General features: G+C 66.5%; 18 protein-coding genes. 10 read left to right on the forward strand and 8 right to left on the reverse strand.

Translation table 11 applies throughout. The features are described from left to right. Positions 1-9: 9 nt before the first annotated feature. The 3 genes from J2Y49_RS09930 to zapE form a co-directional block, all read right to left on the reverse strand. Positions 10-912 (reverse strand): transposase, encoded by a 903-nt coding sequence (locus J2Y49_RS09930; protein ID WP_310114532.1) that lies wholly within the window; start codon positions 910-912, stop codon positions 10-12. A 27-nt stretch (positions 913-939) separates the two neighbouring features. Continuing rightward, the gene (locus tag J2Y49_RS09935; RefSeq protein WP_310114534.1) at positions 940-1206 is read right to left on the reverse strand and encodes a hypothetical protein; all 267 of its coding nucleotides are present in this window, start codon (positions 1204-1206) and stop codon (positions 940-942) included. Positions 1207-1888: 682 nt separating this feature from the next. Further along, positions 1889-3061: a cell division protein ZapE gene (gene zapE / locus J2Y49_RS09940; RefSeq protein WP_310114536.1), complete on the reverse strand. Its 1173-nt coding sequence runs from the start codon at positions 3059-3061 to the stop codon at positions 1889-1891. 233 nt (positions 3062-3294) lie between these two features. Between zapE and J2Y49_RS09945 the strand changes: the two genes are divergently transcribed. Continuing rightward, positions 3295-5559: an ATP-binding protein gene (locus tag J2Y49_RS09945; protein WP_310114537.1), complete on the forward strand. Its 2265-nt coding sequence runs from the start codon at positions 3295-3297 to the stop codon at positions 5557-5559. 22 nt (positions 5560-5581) lie between these two features. Here J2Y49_RS09945 and pdxY read toward each other — a convergent pair whose 3' ends face one another. Next, positions 5582-6442 (reverse strand): pyridoxal kinase PdxY, encoded by an 861-nt coding sequence (gene pdxY / locus J2Y49_RS09950; RefSeq protein ID WP_310114539.1) that lies wholly within the window; start codon positions 6440-6442, stop codon positions 5582-5584. A 191-nt stretch (positions 6443-6633) separates the two neighbouring features. Between pdxY and J2Y49_RS09955 the strand changes: the two genes are divergently transcribed. Together J2Y49_RS09955 and J2Y49_RS09960 are read left to right on the forward strand one after the other, a co-directional pair. Next, positions 6634-7506 (forward strand): CoA ester lyase, encoded by an 873-nt coding sequence (locus J2Y49_RS09955; RefSeq protein WP_310114542.1) that lies wholly within the window; start codon positions 6634-6636, stop codon positions 7504-7506. Between the two features lie 252 nt (positions 7507-7758). Then, entirely contained in the window at positions 7759-8049 is a 291-nt protein-coding gene (locus J2Y49_RS09960) for a general stress protein (protein WP_310114543.1), read from the forward strand. A gap of 80 nt (positions 8050-8129) precedes the next feature. Here the strand turns inward: J2Y49_RS09960 and leuB are convergent, their stop codons facing one another. Together leuB and leuD are read right to left on the reverse strand one after the other, a co-directional pair. After that, positions 8130-9245, reverse strand: a complete 1116-nt coding sequence (gene leuB / locus J2Y49_RS09965) for a 3-isopropylmalate dehydrogenase (RefSeq protein ID WP_310114545.1) — start codon at positions 9243-9245, stop codon at positions 8130-8132. A gap of 68 nt (positions 9246-9313) precedes the next feature. Beyond that, on the reverse strand, positions 9314-9925 hold the full coding sequence (leuD, locus tag J2Y49_RS09970; protein ID WP_310114547.1) for a 3-isopropylmalate dehydratase small subunit: 612 nt from the start codon (positions 9923-9925) through the stop codon (positions 9314-9316). 292 nt (positions 9926-10217) lie between these two features. Between leuD and J2Y49_RS09975 the strand changes: the two genes are divergently transcribed. The 3 genes from J2Y49_RS09975 to J2Y49_RS09985 all read left to right on the forward strand — a co-directional run bounded on the left by J2Y49_RS09975 (position 10218) and on the right by J2Y49_RS09985 (position 13400). Then, positions 10218-11846, forward strand: coding sequence for a hypothetical protein (locus J2Y49_RS09975; RefSeq protein ID WP_310114549.1), 1629 nt, complete (start codon positions 10218-10220; stop codon positions 11844-11846). Positions 11847-11916: 70 nt separating this feature from the next. Then, complete coding sequence (locus J2Y49_RS09980; RefSeq protein ID WP_310114551.1) at positions 11917-12972, forward strand: glycosyltransferase family 2 protein; 1056 nt, start codon at positions 11917-11919, stop codon at positions 12970-12972. Continuing rightward, the gene (locus J2Y49_RS09985) at positions 12969-13400 is read left to right on the forward strand and encodes a GtrA family protein (protein ID WP_310114552.1); all 432 of its coding nucleotides are present in this window, start codon (positions 12969-12971) and stop codon (positions 13398-13400) included. The genes J2Y49_RS09980 and J2Y49_RS09985 overlap by 4 nt, the downstream gene beginning before the upstream one ends. A gap of 13 nt (positions 13401-13413) precedes the next feature. Here the strand turns inward: J2Y49_RS09985 and J2Y49_RS09990 are convergent, their stop codons facing one another. Both J2Y49_RS09990 and J2Y49_RS09995 read right to left on the reverse strand, forming a co-directional pair. Then, on the reverse strand, positions 13414-13629 hold the full coding sequence (locus tag J2Y49_RS09990; RefSeq protein WP_310114554.1) for a hypothetical protein: 216 nt from the start codon (positions 13627-13629) through the stop codon (positions 13414-13416). A gap of 3 nt (positions 13630-13632) precedes the next feature. Further along, the gene (locus J2Y49_RS09995; protein WP_310114556.1) at positions 13633-14235 is read right to left on the reverse strand and encodes a hypothetical protein; all 603 of its coding nucleotides are present in this window, start codon (positions 14233-14235) and stop codon (positions 13633-13635) included. 117 nt (positions 14236-14352) lie between these two features. Between J2Y49_RS09995 and dapF the strand changes: the two genes are divergently transcribed. The 4 genes from dapF to J2Y49_RS10015 all read left to right on the forward strand — a co-directional run bounded on the left by dapF (position 14353) and on the right by J2Y49_RS10015 (position 19388). After that, the gene (gene dapF, locus J2Y49_RS10000) at positions 14353-15189 is read left to right on the forward strand and encodes a diaminopimelate epimerase (protein ID WP_310114558.1); all 837 of its coding nucleotides are present in this window, start codon (positions 14353-14355) and stop codon (positions 15187-15189) included. Next, complete coding sequence (gene mtaB, locus J2Y49_RS10005) at positions 15186-16457, forward strand: tRNA (N(6)-L-threonylcarbamoyladenosine(37)-C(2))-methylthiotransferase MtaB (protein ID WP_310114559.1); 1272 nt, start codon at positions 15186-15188, stop codon at positions 16455-16457. The genes dapF and mtaB overlap by 4 nt, the downstream gene beginning before the upstream one ends. Before the next feature lie 22 nt (positions 16458-16479). Continuing rightward, entirely contained in the window at positions 16480-17781 is a 1302-nt protein-coding gene (ftsY, locus tag J2Y49_RS10010; RefSeq protein WP_310114560.1) for a signal recognition particle-docking protein FtsY, read from the forward strand. A 98-nt stretch (positions 17782-17879) separates the two neighbouring features. Then, positions 17880-19388, forward strand: a complete 1509-nt coding sequence (locus tag J2Y49_RS10015; RefSeq protein WP_310114562.1) for an AMP nucleosidase — start codon at positions 17880-17882, stop codon at positions 19386-19388. Positions 19389-19550: the final 162 nt, after the last annotated feature.

Here is a 19550-nt window from a genome sequence, read left to right on the forward strand (position 1 = left end):
TCGAAAGCCTCAGGCGGAAGTACCAAGGAGAACAAGGCGGTTGACGTTGTAGACGACGCCTCTGAGCAGCGCCTGATACCGTTGCGTGAGGTCTGTGCGGGCGGATAGAGCCTCGCCCCACCTCCGCTTCGCGACGGACATGACGGTTTCGACCTTCCAACGCTGCCGGTAAGCACGCTTGCTGGCTGCATCCCCTGGGTCATTGAGCAGTCGGTGCATCTCCTGCCGGTATGGGGTGGTTGCGATGACCTTGGTCGAGCGCCGCTTCTTCGCTGGGATGAGGGAGTGGACGCCCAATGTCTCGCGGCAGAAGCGATGATTGGCCTCGCTGTCGTATCCGGCATCCGCGATCACCTCGTCGAAGGCCATCACCGCAGAGGCGTCAGTCGCCAGCGGGACCAGATCGGGGAAATCGCCCGCTGGTCCTGGACGAACCCGTTGCGCCAAGAGCATCTGCGGGCCCACCCACATCGCCAACGCCCACTTCAGCCATCCACGCTGGCCACGCTCGCGTTTGGCCCGCCACTCGAAATACCGTGAGGTATGGCTGAGCCAGAGCCCCGTGCTGTCCAGGGCAACCTGGCACCGCTGGCCATCGCGCTTGACCCGGCGCACGGTCTCCGCCAAAGCCGACGCCACCAGTTCGGCACTGAGCCAACGGCGGGCGAACCACCAGAATGTGGAGTGGTCGGGAACGCTCAGGAAGCCGAACAGGCGGCGAAGTTGACCTGAGATCCGCAAGAGGTCCTCCAAGCCGCGATAGTTCAGGCGGAGATGCTCCTTCACGAGCAGAGCGGCAAACAGGCTGGAAGGCCGATAGGCAGGGCGGGCGTATTTGCTCAGAAGTACGGGGAGCGCGCGGCGCGCCACAGCATGGGCCAGCCGCGCAAAGCACAGCAGATGATTTCCCATGATACCTGACAGATAGGCATCACACCGTCAGTCTGCGAGGCTTTCGACAGAGCAAGTCGCTCTAAGATACTGCAATCGGCTTTCGAAATCAGGATCATGCACACACGTCGAAAGCAAAGTATATTTTACAATAAACCATTTTATAACAGTAGACAAGCGCGAACCGAATTTTCCATGATCCACAGCTTTGCCGGAAATTTTTGCTAACCCATACTTTCTGCAGAAATAATCAAAAAGGAACGCATAATTTTTTTTATCAGAACAGCCGGAAATGTGCTTTTCAAACGCTTTCATCGCTGATTCGTTTGCAATTTTTTGCGTCTCAAACTTGAAACTTTAGAATATGTTATCATTTTCCTTGGAAGATTTAGCTTTACCTACCCATTCATTAATAATTCATTTCCCATCGTTCCCAAAAAAAGCCAGATGCAAACGCCACATACAGCCTTTAGGCTGGCACGATGGAAATCGTACGACTTCCAGGGTGTATCTCAAAACAGATTGTCTCGCCAAAACAGTGTCGGCAGGCGAACCATTCGGCCGCAAGGGCAATCAGCTTCGAGCGGAGGACAGAGCCGATACAGCGCTAATGCACGACGCTCGACAGCCTCCTTCTTTCCTGACGTCTTGCTACATGGTCATAAAACTGCCGTTTCCGCTGGAGTCGTCCAAGCCTGCGGCCACGAGATGTGTCTTGTCGAACCAGACAGACCTCAGGGTCATCGGCATTCTCCTGTTCGGCGGGATCACGAACATATTCTTCCCCCCTGTTCCATCGGGCAATTCTGCCGGTGATGGCGCATAGGCTGGCTGCAGGCGACCGCCGGAGTGGGCCCAGACAAGGACCGCGCAAGGAGAGAGCAAGCGGGTGGCGCCGGAGCGTGGAGCATCTGCTGGCGGATGCGAAGCTATTCTGCACGCCAAAACCGGCAGGAAAGACACCTACGAAACCGAACGGAGGGCGCTCAGAAATTAATCAAGTCAAATGCTGCCTTTGCAGGTAGTCCTCGCTCTGCATCTCCATCAGCCGGCTGACCGTGCGTTCGAACTCGAAGGCGTGGGTGCCTTCTGGATAAAGCCGCTCGGGCGGGCCTTCGGCGGCGATGACGAGGTTGACCTTGTGCTCGTAAAGCGCATCGATCAGCGTCATGAACCGCTTGGCCTCGTTACGCAGCTCGTCCTTCATGGTCGGAACATGGTCGATCAGGACCGTGTGGAAATGGGTGGCGATGGCCAGATAGTCGGCCGCCCCCAGCGGCTTGCCGCACAGGTTCCAGAAATCGACCCAGGCCACGCTTTTGGCGGCGCGGTCGATTTCGACCCGGCGGCCCTGCACCGTCAGGCTGCAGGGCTCGCCCGCCGCACCGCCGGTCAGGTCGGAAAAGGCCTTGGCAAGGGCGGCGTCCGATGCCGGCCCCAGCGGGTGGTGGTAGATCGGCACGCCCTTCAGACGGTCCAGCCGGTAATCGGTCGGGCCGTCCAGCGACAGGATGTCCAGCTTTTCCTTCAGAAGCGCGATGAAGGGCAGGAACAGCTCGCGCTGGAGCCCGTCCTTGTACAGCATGTCGGGCGGCCAGTTGGAGGTCGCCACCACCACCACGCCCAGGTCGAACAAGTTGGTGAACAGCCGGCCCAGGATCATCGCATCGACGATGTTGGTGACGTGGAACTCGTCGAAACAGAGCAGCCACGCCTCGTCGGCCAGCGCGCGGGCCAGTTCGGGCAGCGCCTCGTCCGGGCCGTCGCCTTTTCCCTTGCCGGACTGGCGGTGGTCATGGATGCGCTGGTGGATCTCCAGCATGAATTCGTGGAAGTGGACGCGCCGCTTCTTGTCGACCGGAGCCGTCTCGAAGAACAAGTCCATCAGCATCGACTTGCCGCGCCCGACGCTGCCGTAGATGTAGAGCCCCTGCGGCGCGGTGGAGGCGATGTCGGGCGGCGGCGGAGCGGCGCGGCGGCGGCCAAGTCCGAAGCGTTCCAACCACCCTCCCCCGGCAGGCTTGTCGTCGCCGGCGGGCTGCGGCTGGTAGCCCTTCAGCGCCTGATACAGGCTTTGGAACTTCTCCGCCGCCAGCTCCTGGTCGGGATCGGGGCGAAGAGTGCCGCTGCCGCGGCGGGCGCGGTAGAGCGAAAGCGGTCCGTCGGTCATGGGGATATGCGCGATCCGGCTGCCAAGATGCCCCTTACCTAACGGATGGAACCGCTCCCGGCAACCGCCGTCCGGCACGGGCGGGAGCAGCGGCGGGAATGGCAGGGTGGCGCGGCATCTGGGCGCAGTGCGGCGGCCTTTGTTTCCGGGCGATTACACTTTCTTTAGGATGTTCGTCCAATCAATGTTCCGGCGCAATCTAGCCGCCCGCCAGACAGGAAACCGCCGCAGCAATGCCCGCCTCCGGGTCCGCCATCCCGACCATTCGTTCCAACGCCGGTCTGGTGCGGGCATTGCGTGGCCGTCTGGGGTCGGTGCGCTTCCTGATGACCGCCTCCGGACTCGCCTTCATCCTGGTGGTGAATGCGCTGATCGGCTACGGCATCCTCCAGAGCCGGAGGGAAGCGCTGGATGCGGGCGAGCGCGCGACCCGCGACCTCGCCCGCATGCTGGAGGCCCAAACACTGCGCACCGCCTTTTCGGTGGACCAGCTTCTGCGCGATCAGGCCTTTGCGCTCGATACTCATCCGGACGGCGGACGGCGCGGCAGCGCCGCCATTCACGACCATCTGCGCCAGCGCCGCGATTCCTTCGGCGAACTGGCCGATCTCGTGGTGGTCGGCGCCGACGGCTTTGCCCTGCACCATTCCGCCGACGCGCCGCTGCCGCCCTTCCCGCTGTCCGACCGCACCTATTTCACCCATGCGCGCGACCGCGCCAGCCCAGGCCTTCTGGTGGGCGGGCCCATCGTCAGCCGGGTGAGGCCCGGCACCCGCGTCATCCCATTGAGCCGGCGCTGGGCCGACGAGAACGGCCGCTTTCGTGGAGTGCTGGTGGCGCTGGTCGATCCGACACGGCTGGCGGCGACTCTGGAATCGCAGCGCATCGACCGCAAGGGCAGCGTGATCCTGGCGCTGGAGGACGGGACGGTTCTGCTGGAACGGCCGCAGGACCGCATCGGCCTGACCCGGCTGGCGGACTGGCCGGCGGTGCAGCGCGCCCTGGCGGCCCAGGACGAGGCCACCATCCGCGGCAGCACCCCCATGACGGGGCCAGCGGCTGCATCCTCGGCGGCGGCCATATCCGGCGGCGGTGCAGTCGACAGCCTGATCAGCGTACGGCGGGTGCAGGGCTATCCGTTCGTCATCGTGGCGACCCTGCCGGTTCGGGCGGCTCTGGCCGACTGGCAGCGCGACACCGCGGCGTGGACCGCCATCGGCACGGTGATGACCATCGCCATCGCCCTGCTGACCGCCTTCGTCGTCCGCCAGCATGCCCGCCGGGAAGAGGATCAGGCACGGCTCGCCCGCGCTTCCCGCCGCATCCGCGGCATCCTCGATTCCATGCTGGACGCGGTGGTGACCTTCGACACGGCGGGGCGCATCGTCACCTTCAACCGGTCCGCCGAGGTCATGTTCGGCGTGCCGGAGCGGGAGATGATCGGACAGCCGATCGAGGCGCTGATCCCCGATGCCCGCGGCGGCGCCAACGACCGCGACCTGACCGCCCTGCGCCGCGATGGCCGCGCCTTTCCGGTGGGCTTCACCGTCAGCGACCTGCGGCTGGGCGCCGGTCCCTGTTCCGCGGCGCCCTACCCCGCCGCCGTCGGCGCCCGGCGCCCGGGCTCAAGTCCGGCGCTAAGCCCGGAGGAGCCGCGCATCTATGTCGGCGTCATCCGCGACATGACCCGCCGCAAACAGCAGGAGGCGGAGGTGATCGCCTCCAAGACCCAGGCGGAACTGGCGAACCGCGCCAAGAGCGAGTTCCTGGCCAACATGAGCCACGAACTTCGCACGCCCCTGAACGCCATCATCGGCTTCGCCGAAGTGCTGGACAGCGAGTTCTTCGGCACCGTCAACGAGCGGCAGAAATCCTGCATCACCGACATCCACGACAGCGGCCGGCACCTGCTGGACATCGTCAATGCCGTGCTGGACATGTCGAAACTGGAATCGGGCCAATTCGAACTGTGCGAGGAACCGGTCGAGGTCCACGAGGCGGTGGCCCATTGCCTGATGATGGTGCGCGACCGCGCGGCCTCCGGTGGCGTGGTGCTGAACAACCTCGTGACGGGTGCCGTCGCCACGCTCTGGGTCGATCAGCGCGCCTTCAAGCAGGTGATCCTGAACCTGCTGTCCAACGCGGTGAAGTTCACGCCCGGCGGCGGCAGCGTCACCATCACCGCCGGCTTGGACCAGGAAGGGAATGAGGACGGCGGGTTCCGGCTGTCAGTGGCCGATACCGGCATCGGCATCCCGCCCGAATTCATGGCCGACCTGTTCCAGCCCTTCCGTCAGGCCGACAACGCGGCCAACCGCCGTTACGAGGGGACGGGGCTGGGCCTGTCGATCTCGAAGAACTTCATCGACCTGCATGGCGGCACGCTGACCTGCGACAGCGTGCCCGGCAGCGGCACCACCATGACGATCAGGCTGCCGCCTTCGCGCGTCGCGGATCATCCGGCCAAGGTGGCCGGCCAAGCCGTCGGGGCGGCCTGATGGCCCGACAAAGCGCCGGGCTTCAGCGCAGGCGGGTGGCGGCGAAGCGGCGGGGCGGATCGACGAAATCATCCTGGGCGGCGATCAGTTGAAGCTCGCGCGTGCCCAGACGCTTGGTCGTCTCGAAGATGGCGAAGATCGCCGCCGCCGCCTTCTCCAGCGCATCGGCGGGATCGAAGGCCGTCAGGTAATGGGCGAGGAACAGCGCCGCCACCGCGTCGCCCGACCCGTTGGGCGACGGATCGAAAGTCAGGCGCGGCGTCGCCACCAGCCAGGCGCCGTCGGCGCCGTCGACCAGCATTTCGATGCTGTCGGGATCGGCGTCGCTGCGGGTCAGGCTGGTGACCAGCACCAGCCGCGGCCCGCGGGCGCGCAACGCCGCGGTCGCTGCCAGCGCGTCGTCCAGCGTCGCGACCTTGCGGTCGGTCAGATACTCCAGCTCGAACTGGTTGGGCGTCATCAGATCGGCGGCGGGAACCGCATGGTCGCGGATGAATTCCGGCAGACCCGGCCGCACGAAGAAGCCGCGGCCGACATCGCCCATCACCGGGTCGCAGCAATAGACCGCCTTGGGATTGGCCGCCTTCACCCGCGCCGCGGTCTCCACGATCACCTGCCCCAGTTCGACGGCGCCCATATAGCCGGACAGCACCGCATCCTGCGCCGGCAGCACGCCGCGGGCGGCGATGCCGTCGACGATGTCGGCGATGTGCTCCGCCGTGAAGACCTGCCCGGTCCAGGCGCCGTAGCCGGTATGGTTGGAGAACTGGACGGTGTTCACCGCCGTGGCGTCGATCCCCAGCCGCTGCAGCGGGAACACCGCGGCCCGGTTGCCGACATAGCCATAGGCGACGTGCGATTGGATGGTGAGGACGGTCTTCATGGGATGAAGCGTAAGCGACGGTCCGCCGGGCGTAAAGCCGCCGACTCCATGGCGATGCCGGGAGACTGCGGCATGGCTGCCATGCATATGCCCCTGCCGGCCGTCTTCTGTGGCGGCTTGGCCCATGGACAGGGCGGGGACGCGCGGCTAAAGCTGCCTTCTCGAACCATCCGCAGTACCGGGAAATCGCCATGGCCACGACCGTCCGCCCCCGCCGCAGCGTGCTCTACATGCCGGGCTCGAACGCCCGCGCCTTGGAGAAGGGGCGCAGCCTGCCCGCCGATGGGCTGATCCTCGACCTGGAGGATGCAGTCGCACCCGATGCCAAGGCCGCGGCGCGCGACACAATCGCCCAGGCGCTTGCCGCCGGGGGCTATGGCGCGCGGGAGCTGGTCGTCCGCGTCAATGGGCTGAACACCCCCTGGGGCTATGACGACCTGCGCATGGCGGCCGCCAGCGGCGCCGACGCGGTGCTGCTGCCGAAAGTGGAGAGCGCCGACGCGGTGCGGCAGGCCGAAGCGGTGCTGCGCACCGCCGGGGCGCCGGCCGGCCAGACGATCTGGTGCATGATGGAGACGCCGCTCGGAATCCTGAACGTCAAGGAGATCGCCGGAGCCTCCCCCACCGTCGGTGCGCTGGTGCTCGGCACATCGGACCTCGCCAAGGATCTGCACGCCGCCCATACGGCACAGCGGCTGCCGATGATCACCAGTCTGGGGCTCTGCCTGCTGGCGGCGCGCGCCTATGGGCTGGCGGTGCTGGACGGCGTGCATCTGGACCTGAACGACGACGAGGGCTTTGCCGCCTCCTGCCGACAGGGGCGCGAGCTGGGATTCGACGGCAAGACTCTGATCCACCCCAAGACGATCGCGGCCTGCAATGCCGCCTTCGCCCCCGATGCCGACGAGATCGCCCAGGCACACCGCATCATCGCCGCCCATGCGGAGGCCGCAGCCGCCGGCAAGGGCGTGGTGCTGGTCGACGGCAAGCTGGTGGAGAACCTGCATGTCGAGAACGCCCGCCGGCTGGTGGCGCTGGCCGAGGCGATCGGGATGATGGGGTGAGTACTCGCCCCCCACTGACTTTTGCCCCCCACCTAACCTCCCCCGCTGGGCGGGGGAGGGACTGCCGCTGAACGCCGACAAAGCTCCTACCCCCCTCCTCCGCCCAGCGGGGGAGGGTCGGGGTGGGGGCATCCCGCGCCCGCCGCATTGCTGACACTACCGACAATTCCGGTTGCAGAAATTGTTCGTTATTTGGAACCAACCCACGGCTGTCCGGTTGTCGAATCAGCAAGGCACAGTCGGAGGTTGGTTATGGCCTCGAAAGAGAGCAATCGTACGTCGGGCCGCGGTTTCGCGTCGATGGACCCTGATCGGCAACGCAAAATTGCCAGCAAGGGTGGCGAAAGCGTGCCGGCCGACAAACGCAGCTTTTCCAAGAACCCGGAACTCGCCGCGGAAGCCGGGCGCAAGGGTGGGCGTAGCGTGCCCGCTTCCTCGCGCAGCTTTTCCAAGAACCCCTCGCTGGCGGCGGAAGCCGGCCGCAAGGGCGGACAGGCGAGCCATGGCGGACGGTCGGCCGACCGTCCTGCCGGGGGCGATTGAAACGCCGCGATCCGTGCAGACGAAAAAGCCCCCGTCCTTGCGGACGGGGGCTTTTTCTTGACCGCAGGTCGGCGGACCGATCAGGACGCCACCTTGTCCAGTTCGCGCAGAATCGAGTCGCCCATGACGGTGGTGGAGCAGCGCGCCATGCCCGGGGCCATGATGTCGGCCGTGCGCATGCCGCCACCCAGCACGTTCTGGATGGCCCGCTCGATCAGCTTGGCGTCCTCGTCCAGGTTGAACGAGTAGCGCAGGCACATCGCGAAGGACAGCAGCGTCGCGCAGGGGTTGGCCAGATCGCGGCCGGCGATGTCCGGGGCGGAGCCGTGCACCGGCTCGTACAGTGCCTTGCGGTTGCCGTTGGCATCCGGGGCGCCCAGCGAGGCCGACGGCAGCATGCCGAGCGAACCGGTCATCATCGCCGCCTCGTCCGACAGGATGTCGCCGAACAGGTTGTCGGTGACGATCACGTCGAACTGCTTCGGGTTCTTCAGCAGCTGCATGGCGCCGTTGTCGGCGTACATGTGGCTCAGCTCGACGTCCTGGAACTCTTCCTGGTGCAGCTTGGTCACTTCCTGGCGCCACAGCAGGCCGGATTCCATGACGTTCGCCTTTTCCATCGAGCAGAGCTTGTTGCCGCGCTTGCGGGCCAGCTCGAACGCGACGCGGGCGACGCGGCGGATCTCCGACGTGGTGTAGACCTGGGTGTTGACGCCGCGGCGCTCGCCGTTGCCGATGTCGGTGATGCCGCGCGGCTCACCGAAATAGACGCCGCCGGTCAGCTCGCGGACGATCAGGATGTCCAGGCCGCGGATGACATCCGGCTTCAGGGTCGAGGCGTCCACCAGCGCGTCGAACACCACGGCCGGGCGCAGGTTGGCGAATAGGCCCAGTTCCTTGCGCAGGGTCAGCAGGCCGGCTTCCGGGCGCTTGGTGTAGTCGCTGGGGTTGTCCCACTTCGGGCCGCCGACGGCGCCCAGCATCACCGCGTCCACCGCCAGCGCCTCGGCCAGCGTGGCGTCGGACAGCGGAACGCCGTGGGCTTCGATGGCCGCGCCGCCGACCAGCCCTTCGGACACGTCGAAGGTGATCTTGCGCTTGCGGTCCATCCAATCGATGACCCGGCGAACCTGGCGCATCACCTCGGGGCCGATGCCGTCACCGGGGAGGAACAGAAGCTTCTTATTGGCGGCCATGGCGGGCGCACTCCCAAATATCAGACGTCAAGAAGACAGATGGTGGAGATCGGGGGAGGACGGGGGCGTCAGCCCCACATCCACGGCTGGCCGGCGCGCTGCTTGCCCTCGTACCCGTCGATATGGGCCGACTGCTGCAGCGTCAGGCCGATGTCGTCCAGGCCGTTCAGCAGGCAGTGCTTGCGGAACGGATCCAGCTCGAAGGAGATGGTGCCGCCGTCCGGGCCGGTGATGGTCTGCTTCTCAAGGTCGACCGTGATGACGGCGTTCGACCCGCGCGACGCGTCGTCGAGCAGCAGGTCGACCTGCTCCTTCGGCAACTTGATCGGCAGGATGCCGTTCTTGAAACAGTTGTTGTAGAAGATGTCGGCGAAGCTGGGGGCGATGATGCAGCGGATGCCGAAATCGGCCAGCGCCCACGGCGCATGCTCGCGAGAGGAGCCGCAGCCGAAATTGTCGCCGGAAACCAGGATGCTGGCCTTGCGGTAGGCCGCCTTGTTCAGGACGAAGTCCGGGATCTCCTGCCCGTCCGGAGTGTAACGCATCTCGTCGAACAGATGCTTGCCCAGCCCCGTCCGCTTGATGGTCTTCAGGAACTGCTTCGGGATGATCATGTCGGTATCGACGTTGATCATCGGCAGCGGCGCCGCAACGCCGGTGAGAACCGTGAACTTTTCCATCGCCAGAAATCCTGTCGCGCAAGAAGGCGCAAGCGTGCGCATGCAGAGCGTGGTGAATAGCAGACCGAACAAGCCATTGCCAGAGGAAGCTTGCCCTTTTCCCGGCACGCAACGAGCGAACAGGCATGCGCGAATGCACCGGCGCGCATCTTTGTTGCTCGAACGCGCTCGGATCGTCCCGGTCAGGGCTGATTCCGGAGGCCGAAACGCAGCGCCGCAACGGGCTTTCCCTTGCGGACGGCGCGGCTGCCCCCTACCACAGTAGCGCTCAACTGCCAGGCCGCCCGATCCAATGCCGACCATTGACGACGACCGCCGCGCCCGCCTGATCGGCCGTGCCTTCCTGCTGCTGGCCCCGGTCGCCTACGGGCTGCTGACGCTGACCTTCGGCATGGACGCCAACTGGGACCTGCGGAACTACCATTGGTACAACGCCTATGCTCTGCTGACCGGGCGGATCGGACGCGACCTGCTGCCGGCGCAGATGCCGACCTTCTACAGCCCTTTCCTGGACGTGCCCTTCTATTGGCTGGCAACCCACCTGCCGGCGCGGGCGGCGGGGTTCGTATGGGGAGCGCTGCAGGGGATCAACCTGTCGCTGCTTTATCTGGTGGCATCGTTCTGCTTCCGGAACGGTCCGGCTATGCAACGAAGCCTGATCGCCATGGCGCTTGCGGTGATGGGCGGGCTGGGCGGCGGCGCGCTGGGGCTGATCGGGACCACCTTCCAGGACAACGTGGTCAGCTTGGGCGTGCTGGGTGCGCTGGCCGTCATCACCGGCAGCCTGCCCGGCATCCTGGATGGACGGCCGCTGCCGAGCTTCGCACGGGTGGCGGCGGCCGGGCTGCTGGCCGGGGTGGCGATGGGGCTGAAGAACCCGACGGTGATCTATGCGGTCGGGCTGTGCCTGGGCTTCCTGGCCCTGCCCGCCCGGCCATGGCGTCGGCTGTGGCTGGCCTTCTTCTTCGGCATCGGGGTGCTTGTCGGACTGGCGCTGGGCGGCGGAGTGTGGATGGCCCATCTGTGGCACGATTACGGGAACCCGGTCTTCCCGCACATGAACCACATCTTCAAGTCGCCCTTCGCCGCGATATCCGATTACGTCAACGTCAGCTTCTTCCCGCCCGGCCTGTGGCCGCGACTGTTCTTCCCCTTCGTCTTCACAGTCTCCCCCCTGACGGTGGGCGAGGTGCCGTTCTTCGACCTGCGGGTTCTGGCGCTGTTCGTCCTGGTGCCGGCGGGAGCCGTCAGCGCGTTGATCGGATGGTCGTTGCATCGGCGCAACGAGTGGCTGACCGAAAGGCCGGCAACACGCTTCCTGCTGACCGCGCTGAGCGTCACCTACGTGCTGTGGGTGGTGATGTTCTGCATCTACCGCTATCTGGTGCCGCTGGAGATGCTGGCGCCGCTGGGGCTGGTGATGGCGGTCGGCCTGCTGCCTCTGCCGCGCCGCCTGCGCATCGGGTTGGCGGCGGCCCTGCTGGCGCTGGTTCAGCTGACGGTGCAGCCCGCCGACTGGGGCCGCGTTGCTTGGGCCGACAACTGGGTGACGGCGGAAGTGCCGCCCATCGAGAATCCGGACGACACCATGGTGCTGATGGCGGGATATTGGGCCATCTCGCACGTCATCCCCTCCTTCCCGCCCCGCGTCACCTTCGTGCGCATCCAGTCCAACTTCCTGCAGCCGGATTCGGTCGGCAACGGCTATCTCGCCATCCTGAAAGACAAGGTGGCGGCGCATCGCGGCCCCTTCCTGATGCTGAGCACGATCCCCGACACGGCCGGGGCGGCGAAGGCCGCCGGACTGCTCGGCCTGCGGCTGGACCCGCAGCGCTGCAGGACGGTTCCCAACAATCTGGGCGAGACCCTGAACCTCTGCGCCGTGGACAGGACGACCGGAAATCGGGAGACAGTGGAATAATCGCCGGGTTTGTGCTGTTTATCGCGGGTAACCGCCCCGTCCGTCCTTTTCGAGCCATAAAGCCAGCGCCATGACCGTATCGACCATCGACCGCGCCGCTTCCTCCGCCGGCTGCACCGGCACCGACGCTTCGGGAACGCCGCAGGCCAACGCGGGCGCCGCCCCGGCGCCGACCATCGCGGTGCTGATCCCCTGCTATAACGAAGAGGCGGCGATCGGCAAGGTGGTGCAGGACTTCCGCGCCGCCTTGCCGGAGGCGACGGTCTACGTCTACGACAACAACTCCAAGGACCGGACGGTCGAGGTCGCGCGTGCGGCGGGGGCGGTGGTCCGGCACGAGCCGCTGCAGGGCAAGGGCAACGTCATGCGCCGCATGTTCGCCGATGTCGAGGCGGACGTGTATGTGCTGGTCGACGGCGACGACACCTATCACGCGGCCAGCGCGCCGCAGCTGGTCAAGCGCCTGTGGGACGAGCAGCTGGACATGGTCAACGGCGCGCGGGTGACCGAGATCGTCGCCGCCTACCGCCCCGGCCACCGGTTCGGCAACCTCGTGCTGACCGGCATGGTCGCCAAGATCTTCGGCAGCCGCATCGGCGACATGCTGTCGGGCTACCGGGTGTTCTCCCGCCGCTTCGTGAAGTCCTTCCCGGCGCTGGCCAGCGGTTTCGAGACCGAAACGGAGCTGACCGTCCATGCGCTGGAGCTGCGCATGCCGATCGCCGAAGTGAAGACTCCCTACAAGGACCGGCCGCCCGGGTCGCACAGCAAGCTGAACACCATCCGCGACGGCATCCGCATCCTGCGCGCCATCATCATGCTGGTGAAGGAGGAGCGGCCGCTGCCCTTCTTCTCCGGGCTGTTCGGCGTGCTGGCGCTGTTGTCGGTGATCCTCGGCATTCCGGTGATCGTGACCTATTTCGAGACCGGACTGGTTCCGCGCTTCCCCACCGCGGTGCTGGCGACCGGGCTGATGCTGATGGCCTTCCTCAGCCTGACCTGCGGCCTGATCCTGGACACCGTCACCCATGGCCGCCGCGAGGCCAAGCGCATGCATTACCTGTCGCTGCGCGCACCGGGCAACCACCCGCAGCTGGCCGGTGACCGCGGGGACGGCCGCCGGTGAGCGGACCGGTCGACACACTACTGAACAGCCGGCTCGGCCGGCTGGGGGTGCAGTTCGCCAAATTCGGCGTGGTCGGCGTCATCGGGCTGCTGGTGGACACCGCCGTGCTCTATGGCGGGCTGGCGCTGGGGCTGGAGTTCTTCGCCGCCCGCATTCCGTCCTTCTTCGCCGCGGCGACGGCGACCTGGGCGCTGAACCGCGCCTTCACCTTCCGCGGTGCGGTGGCCGAGCCGCTTCACCGCCAGTGGGCCAAGTTCATCGCCGCCAACGCCATCGGCGGCGTGGTGAATTACGGCGTGTCGGTCGGGTTGGAATCGAGCGTGCAGATGGTCGCCGACCACCCGTTCCTGGCGGTGGCCGCCGGTTCGATCGCCGGCATGTTCTTCAACTTCGCGGCGTCGAAGCATCTGGTGTTCAAGGGGGCGTGACCGTGGGCGGGCTTCACCCGACCAGTTGGGTCAAACCCGAATACCCTGACTGCCAAGTCGAATTGGCGCTCCGGCTGAAGCCCATCGTGGCAAGCACCTCGTCGGCATGCCTGAGTGCCGCTGCCACATCGGGATCTTCCGAAGGCAGACGCGCAAGCGCGTCACGGAAACTCAACCATTCCTCCGCATCGGCGAAGGGGGTGGGTTCTTCGATCAGATACCGAGGCATGGTTCACCTTCCAACTGCGTCGGCGGCGGCCGTTACGGCCTCTTCAAGATAGTTGGCGTATCGCTGCCATTCGTCAATCCGCGTTTTCGACACGGCGAACTCGTAATGTATGACGCCGGCCACATCCAAGGCCTGGCAAATGACATGTGCGAAGTGATTTTTCGCCACCTGCATCGGCACCTGGGAATCGAACACCAGGGAGCGCAGTGTCCGCTCCACGCTGTCGGATGCCCGGCGATGCAGGGCTTCTATCGATTCCCTGTTGGCGAGCGCAACACCGTAGGTCGAACCGTCATGCCCATGCGCGAACAGCTTGCCGCGCGCACGGTTGCCGACATCGAGAGCCAAAGCCAGATCTCCCCGACTGAAGCTGACGCCGTCCGGATGGTTATGGTGGATGTAAAGCTCCGCGAACGGGTCGCGAAGCAGTCCTTCCAAGTCGCCCGGTATCGCCACGATGCGGGGGGATCGGCTGCCGCCATTGTGAATCCAGCCGCTTCGCAAATCATATGCTTTCAGATACTCGCACCCATCCACTATGCCGTTGGAAACGACCTGTCCGCGCGACACGCGATCCATTTTGTTGAGAAGCGCAATGTGAAGCATGACGGCAGCGCCTACCCCTTTCGATGGATCCGCCGGGACCTTCTACCCGCGCATGCCTGACCGGTCAACGCGGCGCCTTATGGACTTATCCCAGCGGCTCGCCATATAACGGCGGCCATGACCCGCGAATTCCTGAAGATGCACGGCCTCGGCAACGACTTCGTCGTGATCGACGCCCGTTCCGAACCCTACCGCCCCTCAGGCGCGGAGGTGCGCGCCATCGCCGACCGCAAGACCGGCGTGGGCTGCGACCAGTTCATCATTCTGGAACGCACCGAGGCGCCCGGCGCCGACGCCTTCATGCGCATCCACAACGCCGACGGCAGCGAGGCCGCGGCCTGCGGCAACGCGTCGCGCTGCGTCGGCTGGCTGCTGATGGAGGAGAGCGGGCACGACCGCGCCAGCTTCCAGACCGCCGCCGGTCTGCTCCACGCCTCCCGCGCCGACAACGGGCGTATCACCGTGGACATGGGTCCGCCCCGGCTGGACTGGAGCGCCATCCCGCTGGCCGCCCCCACCGACACGCTGCGGGTCGAATCGGTGGAGCATGGCGGCTTCTCGGGCCCGGTCGCGGTCAACATGGGCAACCCGCACGCGGTCTTCTTCGTCGACGATGCCGAAGCGGTGCCGCTGGACAAGGTCGGCCCGGTGTTCGAGAACCATCCGACCTTCCCGGAGCGGTCCAACATCGAGTTCGCGCAGGTCCTGTCGCCCACCGCCATCCGCATGCGGGTGTGGGAGCGCGGCGCCGGCATCACCCAGGCCTGCGGTACCGGCGCCTGCGCCACGCTGGTTGCGGCGGCCCGCCGCGGCCTGACCGGACGCAAGGCCGACATCCTGCTGGACGGCGGCACCCTGACCATCGAGTGGACCGAGGGCGACCGCGTCCTGATGACCGGCCCGGTGGCGCTGGCGTTCAGCGGCCGGCTGTCGGCTGAACTGGTTTCCGTATGAGCGATACGACCGATAACACGACGCAGGCCGGCCCCGAGATCGTCACCTTCGGCTGCCGCCTGAACACCTACGAGTCCGAGGTGATGCGCAACCATGTGCGCAGCGCCGGGCTGGACGACGTGGTGATCGTCAACACCTGCGCCGTGACGTCGGAAGCCGAACGGCAGGCGCGGCAGACCATCCGCAAGCTGCGGCGCGAGCGGCCGGACGCCCGCATCGTCGTCACCGGCTGCGCCGCCCAGATCGACCCGCAGCGCTTCGCCGCGATGCCCGAAGTCGATCAGGTCCTGGGCAACCAGGAAAAGCTGCAGCCGGAAAGCTGGGGCCTGCCGCCGGCCGAGAAGGTTCTGGTCAACGACATCATGTCGGTGAAGGAGACCGCCGGCCACCTGATCGGCGGCTTCGAGGACCGTGCCCGCGCCTTCGTGCAGGTCCAGCAGGGCTGCGACCACCGCTGTACCTTCTGCATCATCCCCTATGGCCGCGGTCCCTCGCGTTCCGTCCCCATCGGCGGCATCGTCGAACAGGTCCAGGCGCTGGTGAAGGCCGGCTACAACGAGGTGGTGCTGTCCGGCGTCGACATCACCAGCTACGGCCCCGACCTGCCGGGATCGCCGTCGCTGGGGCAGATGGTGCGCCGGCTGCTGGCCCTGGTGCCGGAGCTGCCACGGCTGCGCCTGTCCTCCATCGACTGCATCGAAATGGACGACGACCTCTGGCGCCTGATCGAAAACGAGCCGCGCCTGATGCCGCATCTCCACCTGTCGCTGCAGGCCGGTGACGACATGGTGCTGAAGCGGATGAAGCGCCGCCATGGCCGCGCCGACTCCATCGCCTTCTGCCAGCGGGTGCGCTCGATCCGTCCCGACGTGGTGTTCGGCGCCGATTTCATCGCCGGTTTCCCGACGGAGACCGAGGAGATGTTCCAGAACACCATGCGGCTGGTGGAGGAGTGCGGCCTGACCTGGCTGCATGTCTTCCCCTACAGCCCGCGCCCCGGCACGCCGGCCGCCCGCATGCCCCAGGTCGACGGCGCCGTCCGGAAGGAGCGCGCCGCCCGGCTGCGCGCCGTCGGCCAAGCGGCGGAGGCCCGCACCCTGGCGAGCCTCGTCGGCCGCACCGCTACGGTGCTGGTGGAGAAGGACGATTTGGGCCGCACGGAACATTTCGCCGCAGTCCGCCTGGGCCGGCCCTTCCCGCCCGGTTCGCTGGTGCCCGCCGCCATCACCGGCATCAAGGACGGCGTGCTGACCGGCACCCCGCTCTGACCCCTCTCATAGTGGACACTCCATGATTTTCCGCTGGTTCGGCCGCAAGAAGCCCGAAGAGACCGCGCCCAAGGACGAGGCGGCGAAGGACGAGTCGGTCACGCTGGAGTCCGCCACCCCCGCGCCGGAACCCGAACCGGAAAAAGCGCCCGAACCGCCGGCCGCCCCGCCTGCGCCGAAGCCGGAGGTCGAGCCGGTGCCGGAACTGGCGCCCGCGCCGCCGGCTCCCATCGCGCCGACTCCGGTCACCCCTCCCCCCGCTGCCGCACCCGTAGAGCCTCCGCCCGCTCCTGCCCCGGCGGCTCCTGCTCCGATGCCGGAGCCGGAGCCCGTTCCGGAACTGCCGCCGGCTCCGGCCCCCTCACCCGTCGCCCCGGCTGCCGAAGAAGCGCCGCCGACCAAGAAGGGCTGGTTCGCCAAGCTGAAAGAGGGGCTGTCGAAGTCCTCGTCCAAGCTGACCGACGGCATCACCAGCATCTTCACCAAGCGCAAGCTGGACGACGAGGCGCTGGAGGAACTGGAAGAGCTGCTGATCACCGCCGACCTAGGCCCGGCCACCGCGGCGAAGGTGACGGCGGAGCTGGCACGCACCCGCTTCGGCAAGGAGGTCTCGCCGGAGGAGGTCAAGTCGACCCTGGCCGCCGAGGTGTCGAAAATCGTCACCCCCGTCGCCAAGCCGTTGGTGCTGGACCCGGCGCTGAAGCCGCATGTCATCCTGGTCGTCGGCGTCAACGGCACCGGCAAGACCACGACCATCGGCAAGCTCGCCCGCCAGTTCAAGGCGGAGGGCAAGAGCGTGATGCTGGCCGCCGGCGACACCTTCCGCGCTGCCGCGGTCAGCCAGTTGAAGATCTGGGGCGAGCGCACCGGCTGTCCGGTCGTCGCGCGTGACACCGGGGCGGACGCCGCCGGGCTTGCCTATGATGCGCTGGAGCGGGCGAAGGCCGAGAAGGTCGACGTGCTGCTGATCGACACCGCCGGCCGGCTGCAGAACAAGACCGGCCTGATGGAGGAGCTGCGCAAGATCGTCCGTGTCATCAAGAAGCTGGACGAGACGGCACCGCACACCACCCTGCTGACTCTGGACGCCACCACCGGCCAGAACGCGCACAGCCAAGTGGAAATCTTCCGCGACATGGTCAACGTCAACGGCCTGATCCTGACCAAGCTGGACGGCTCCGCCCGCGGCGGCGTGCTGGTCTCGCTGGCGGAGAAGTTCAAGATCCCGGTCCACGCCATCGGCGTCGGCGAGGGCGTCTACGACCTGCGCCCGTTCGATGCGGATGCCTTCGCCAAGTCGCTGATGGGGCTGAACGCCGACTGACCGGTAGGGGCGGTTCGTCATCTCCGAAGGGATAAGTGCTGGGGATTGGCCGAAATTCGGCCTTCCCACCCGGTCGTTCGTACCCCATCTTTGATGACATGACTGATAAAGCCCCGCTCCAGCCCGGGTCGGCCGGGCGCTTCACCGATGCCAAAGCCGCGCTGGCCTGCGTGCGCGACATCTACGATCGCAACACCGCCTTCCTGCGCGACCGCTTCGCCGCCTATACACAGGGCGAAGAGGAAGGCGGGCGGAACCGGGCCTATTACCCCTATGTGCGGATGACCGCCGTATCGGGGGCCGCGGTCGACACCCGGCTGTCCTACGGCTTCGTCGAGGGGGTCGGGGTCCATTCCACCACGGTGACGCGGCCCGATCTGTTCGAGCGTTATCTGCTGGAACAGTTCACGCTTCTGCTGCGCAACCACGACGTCCCGCTGGAGGTCGGTGTCAGCGAGGAGGCGATCCCGATCCATTTCGCCTTTCCGAACGGCATGTATGTGGAAGGCGATCTGCCGCCCGACCGGCTGACCAAGCTGCCGGACCTGTTCGACCTGCCCGATCTGGCGCGGATGGACGACACCATCGTCAACGGCACCTGCGACGGCGGCGCGGACGCGGTGAAGCCGCTGGCGCTGTTCACGGCCCCGCGGGTGGATTTCTCGCTGCACCGCCTGCGCCACTACACCGCGACCGCGCCGGAGCATTTCCAGAACTTCGTCCTGTTCACCAATTACCAGTTCTATGTGGACGAGTTCATCCGGCTGTCGCGCGAGATCATGGAGCCGACCGGCGATGCCGAACTGGCGGCGTACCGCTGCCAATATGACAGCTTCGTCGAGCCGGGCGACATCGTCACCACCAACCGGAACCTGGGCGGCACCGCGGATGCGGCTTCGGCCAGGCTGACGCGCATGCCGCAGATGCCGGCCTATCACCTGAAACGGCCGGACGGCAACGGCATCACCCTGGTCAACATCGGCGTCGGTCCGTCCAATGCCAAGACGATCACCGACCACATCGCGGTGCTGCGCCCGCATGCGTGGCTGATGCTGGGCCACTGCGCCGGTCTGCGCCACACCCAGCGGCTGGGCGATTATGTGCTGGCCCACGGCTATGTCCGCGAGGACCATGTGCTGGACGCCGATTTGCCGCTGTGGGTGCCGGTGCCGGCTTTGGCCGAGGTTCAGCGCGCGCTGGAGACGGCGGTGGAGCGGGTGACAGGGCTGTCCGGCTTCGACCTGAAGAGCATCATGCGCACCGGCACGGTGGCGACCATCGACAACCGCAACTGGGAACTGCGCGACCACCGCGAACCGTTGATGCGATTCAGCCAGAGCCGCGCCATCGCGCTGGACATGGAAAGCGCGACGATCGCCGCCAACGGCTTCCGCTTCCGCGTGCCATACGGGACGTTGCTGTGCGTGTCGGACAAACCGATGCACGGGCAGTTGAAACTGCCGGGCATGGCCGACCGCTTCTACCGCGAGCGGGTCGACCAGCATCTGAAGATCGGCGTGCTGGCGATGGAGCTGCTGCGCGAGCACGGGATGGAGACACTGCACTCCCGCAAGCTGCGCAGTCTGGCGGAGGTGGCGTTCCAGTAGGGGGTGCTGCGGGTGCGGCGTTAGACCCCCTCCTATCCTCCCCCGCTTTCAGCGGACCTACGGTCCGCCTGTCGCGTCAGCACAAAGCATAGCTTTGTGCGAGAGCTGGGCGGGGGAGGGACTGCCGCTGCTCTGCCAGTCAAGCACTTGTCCCCTCCCCCG

Origin of the sequence: Azospirillum sp. BE72 (assembly GCF_031455875.1) — a bacterium.
Taxonomy (GTDB): domain Bacteria; phylum Pseudomonadota; class Alphaproteobacteria; order Azospirillales; family Azospirillaceae; genus Azospirillum.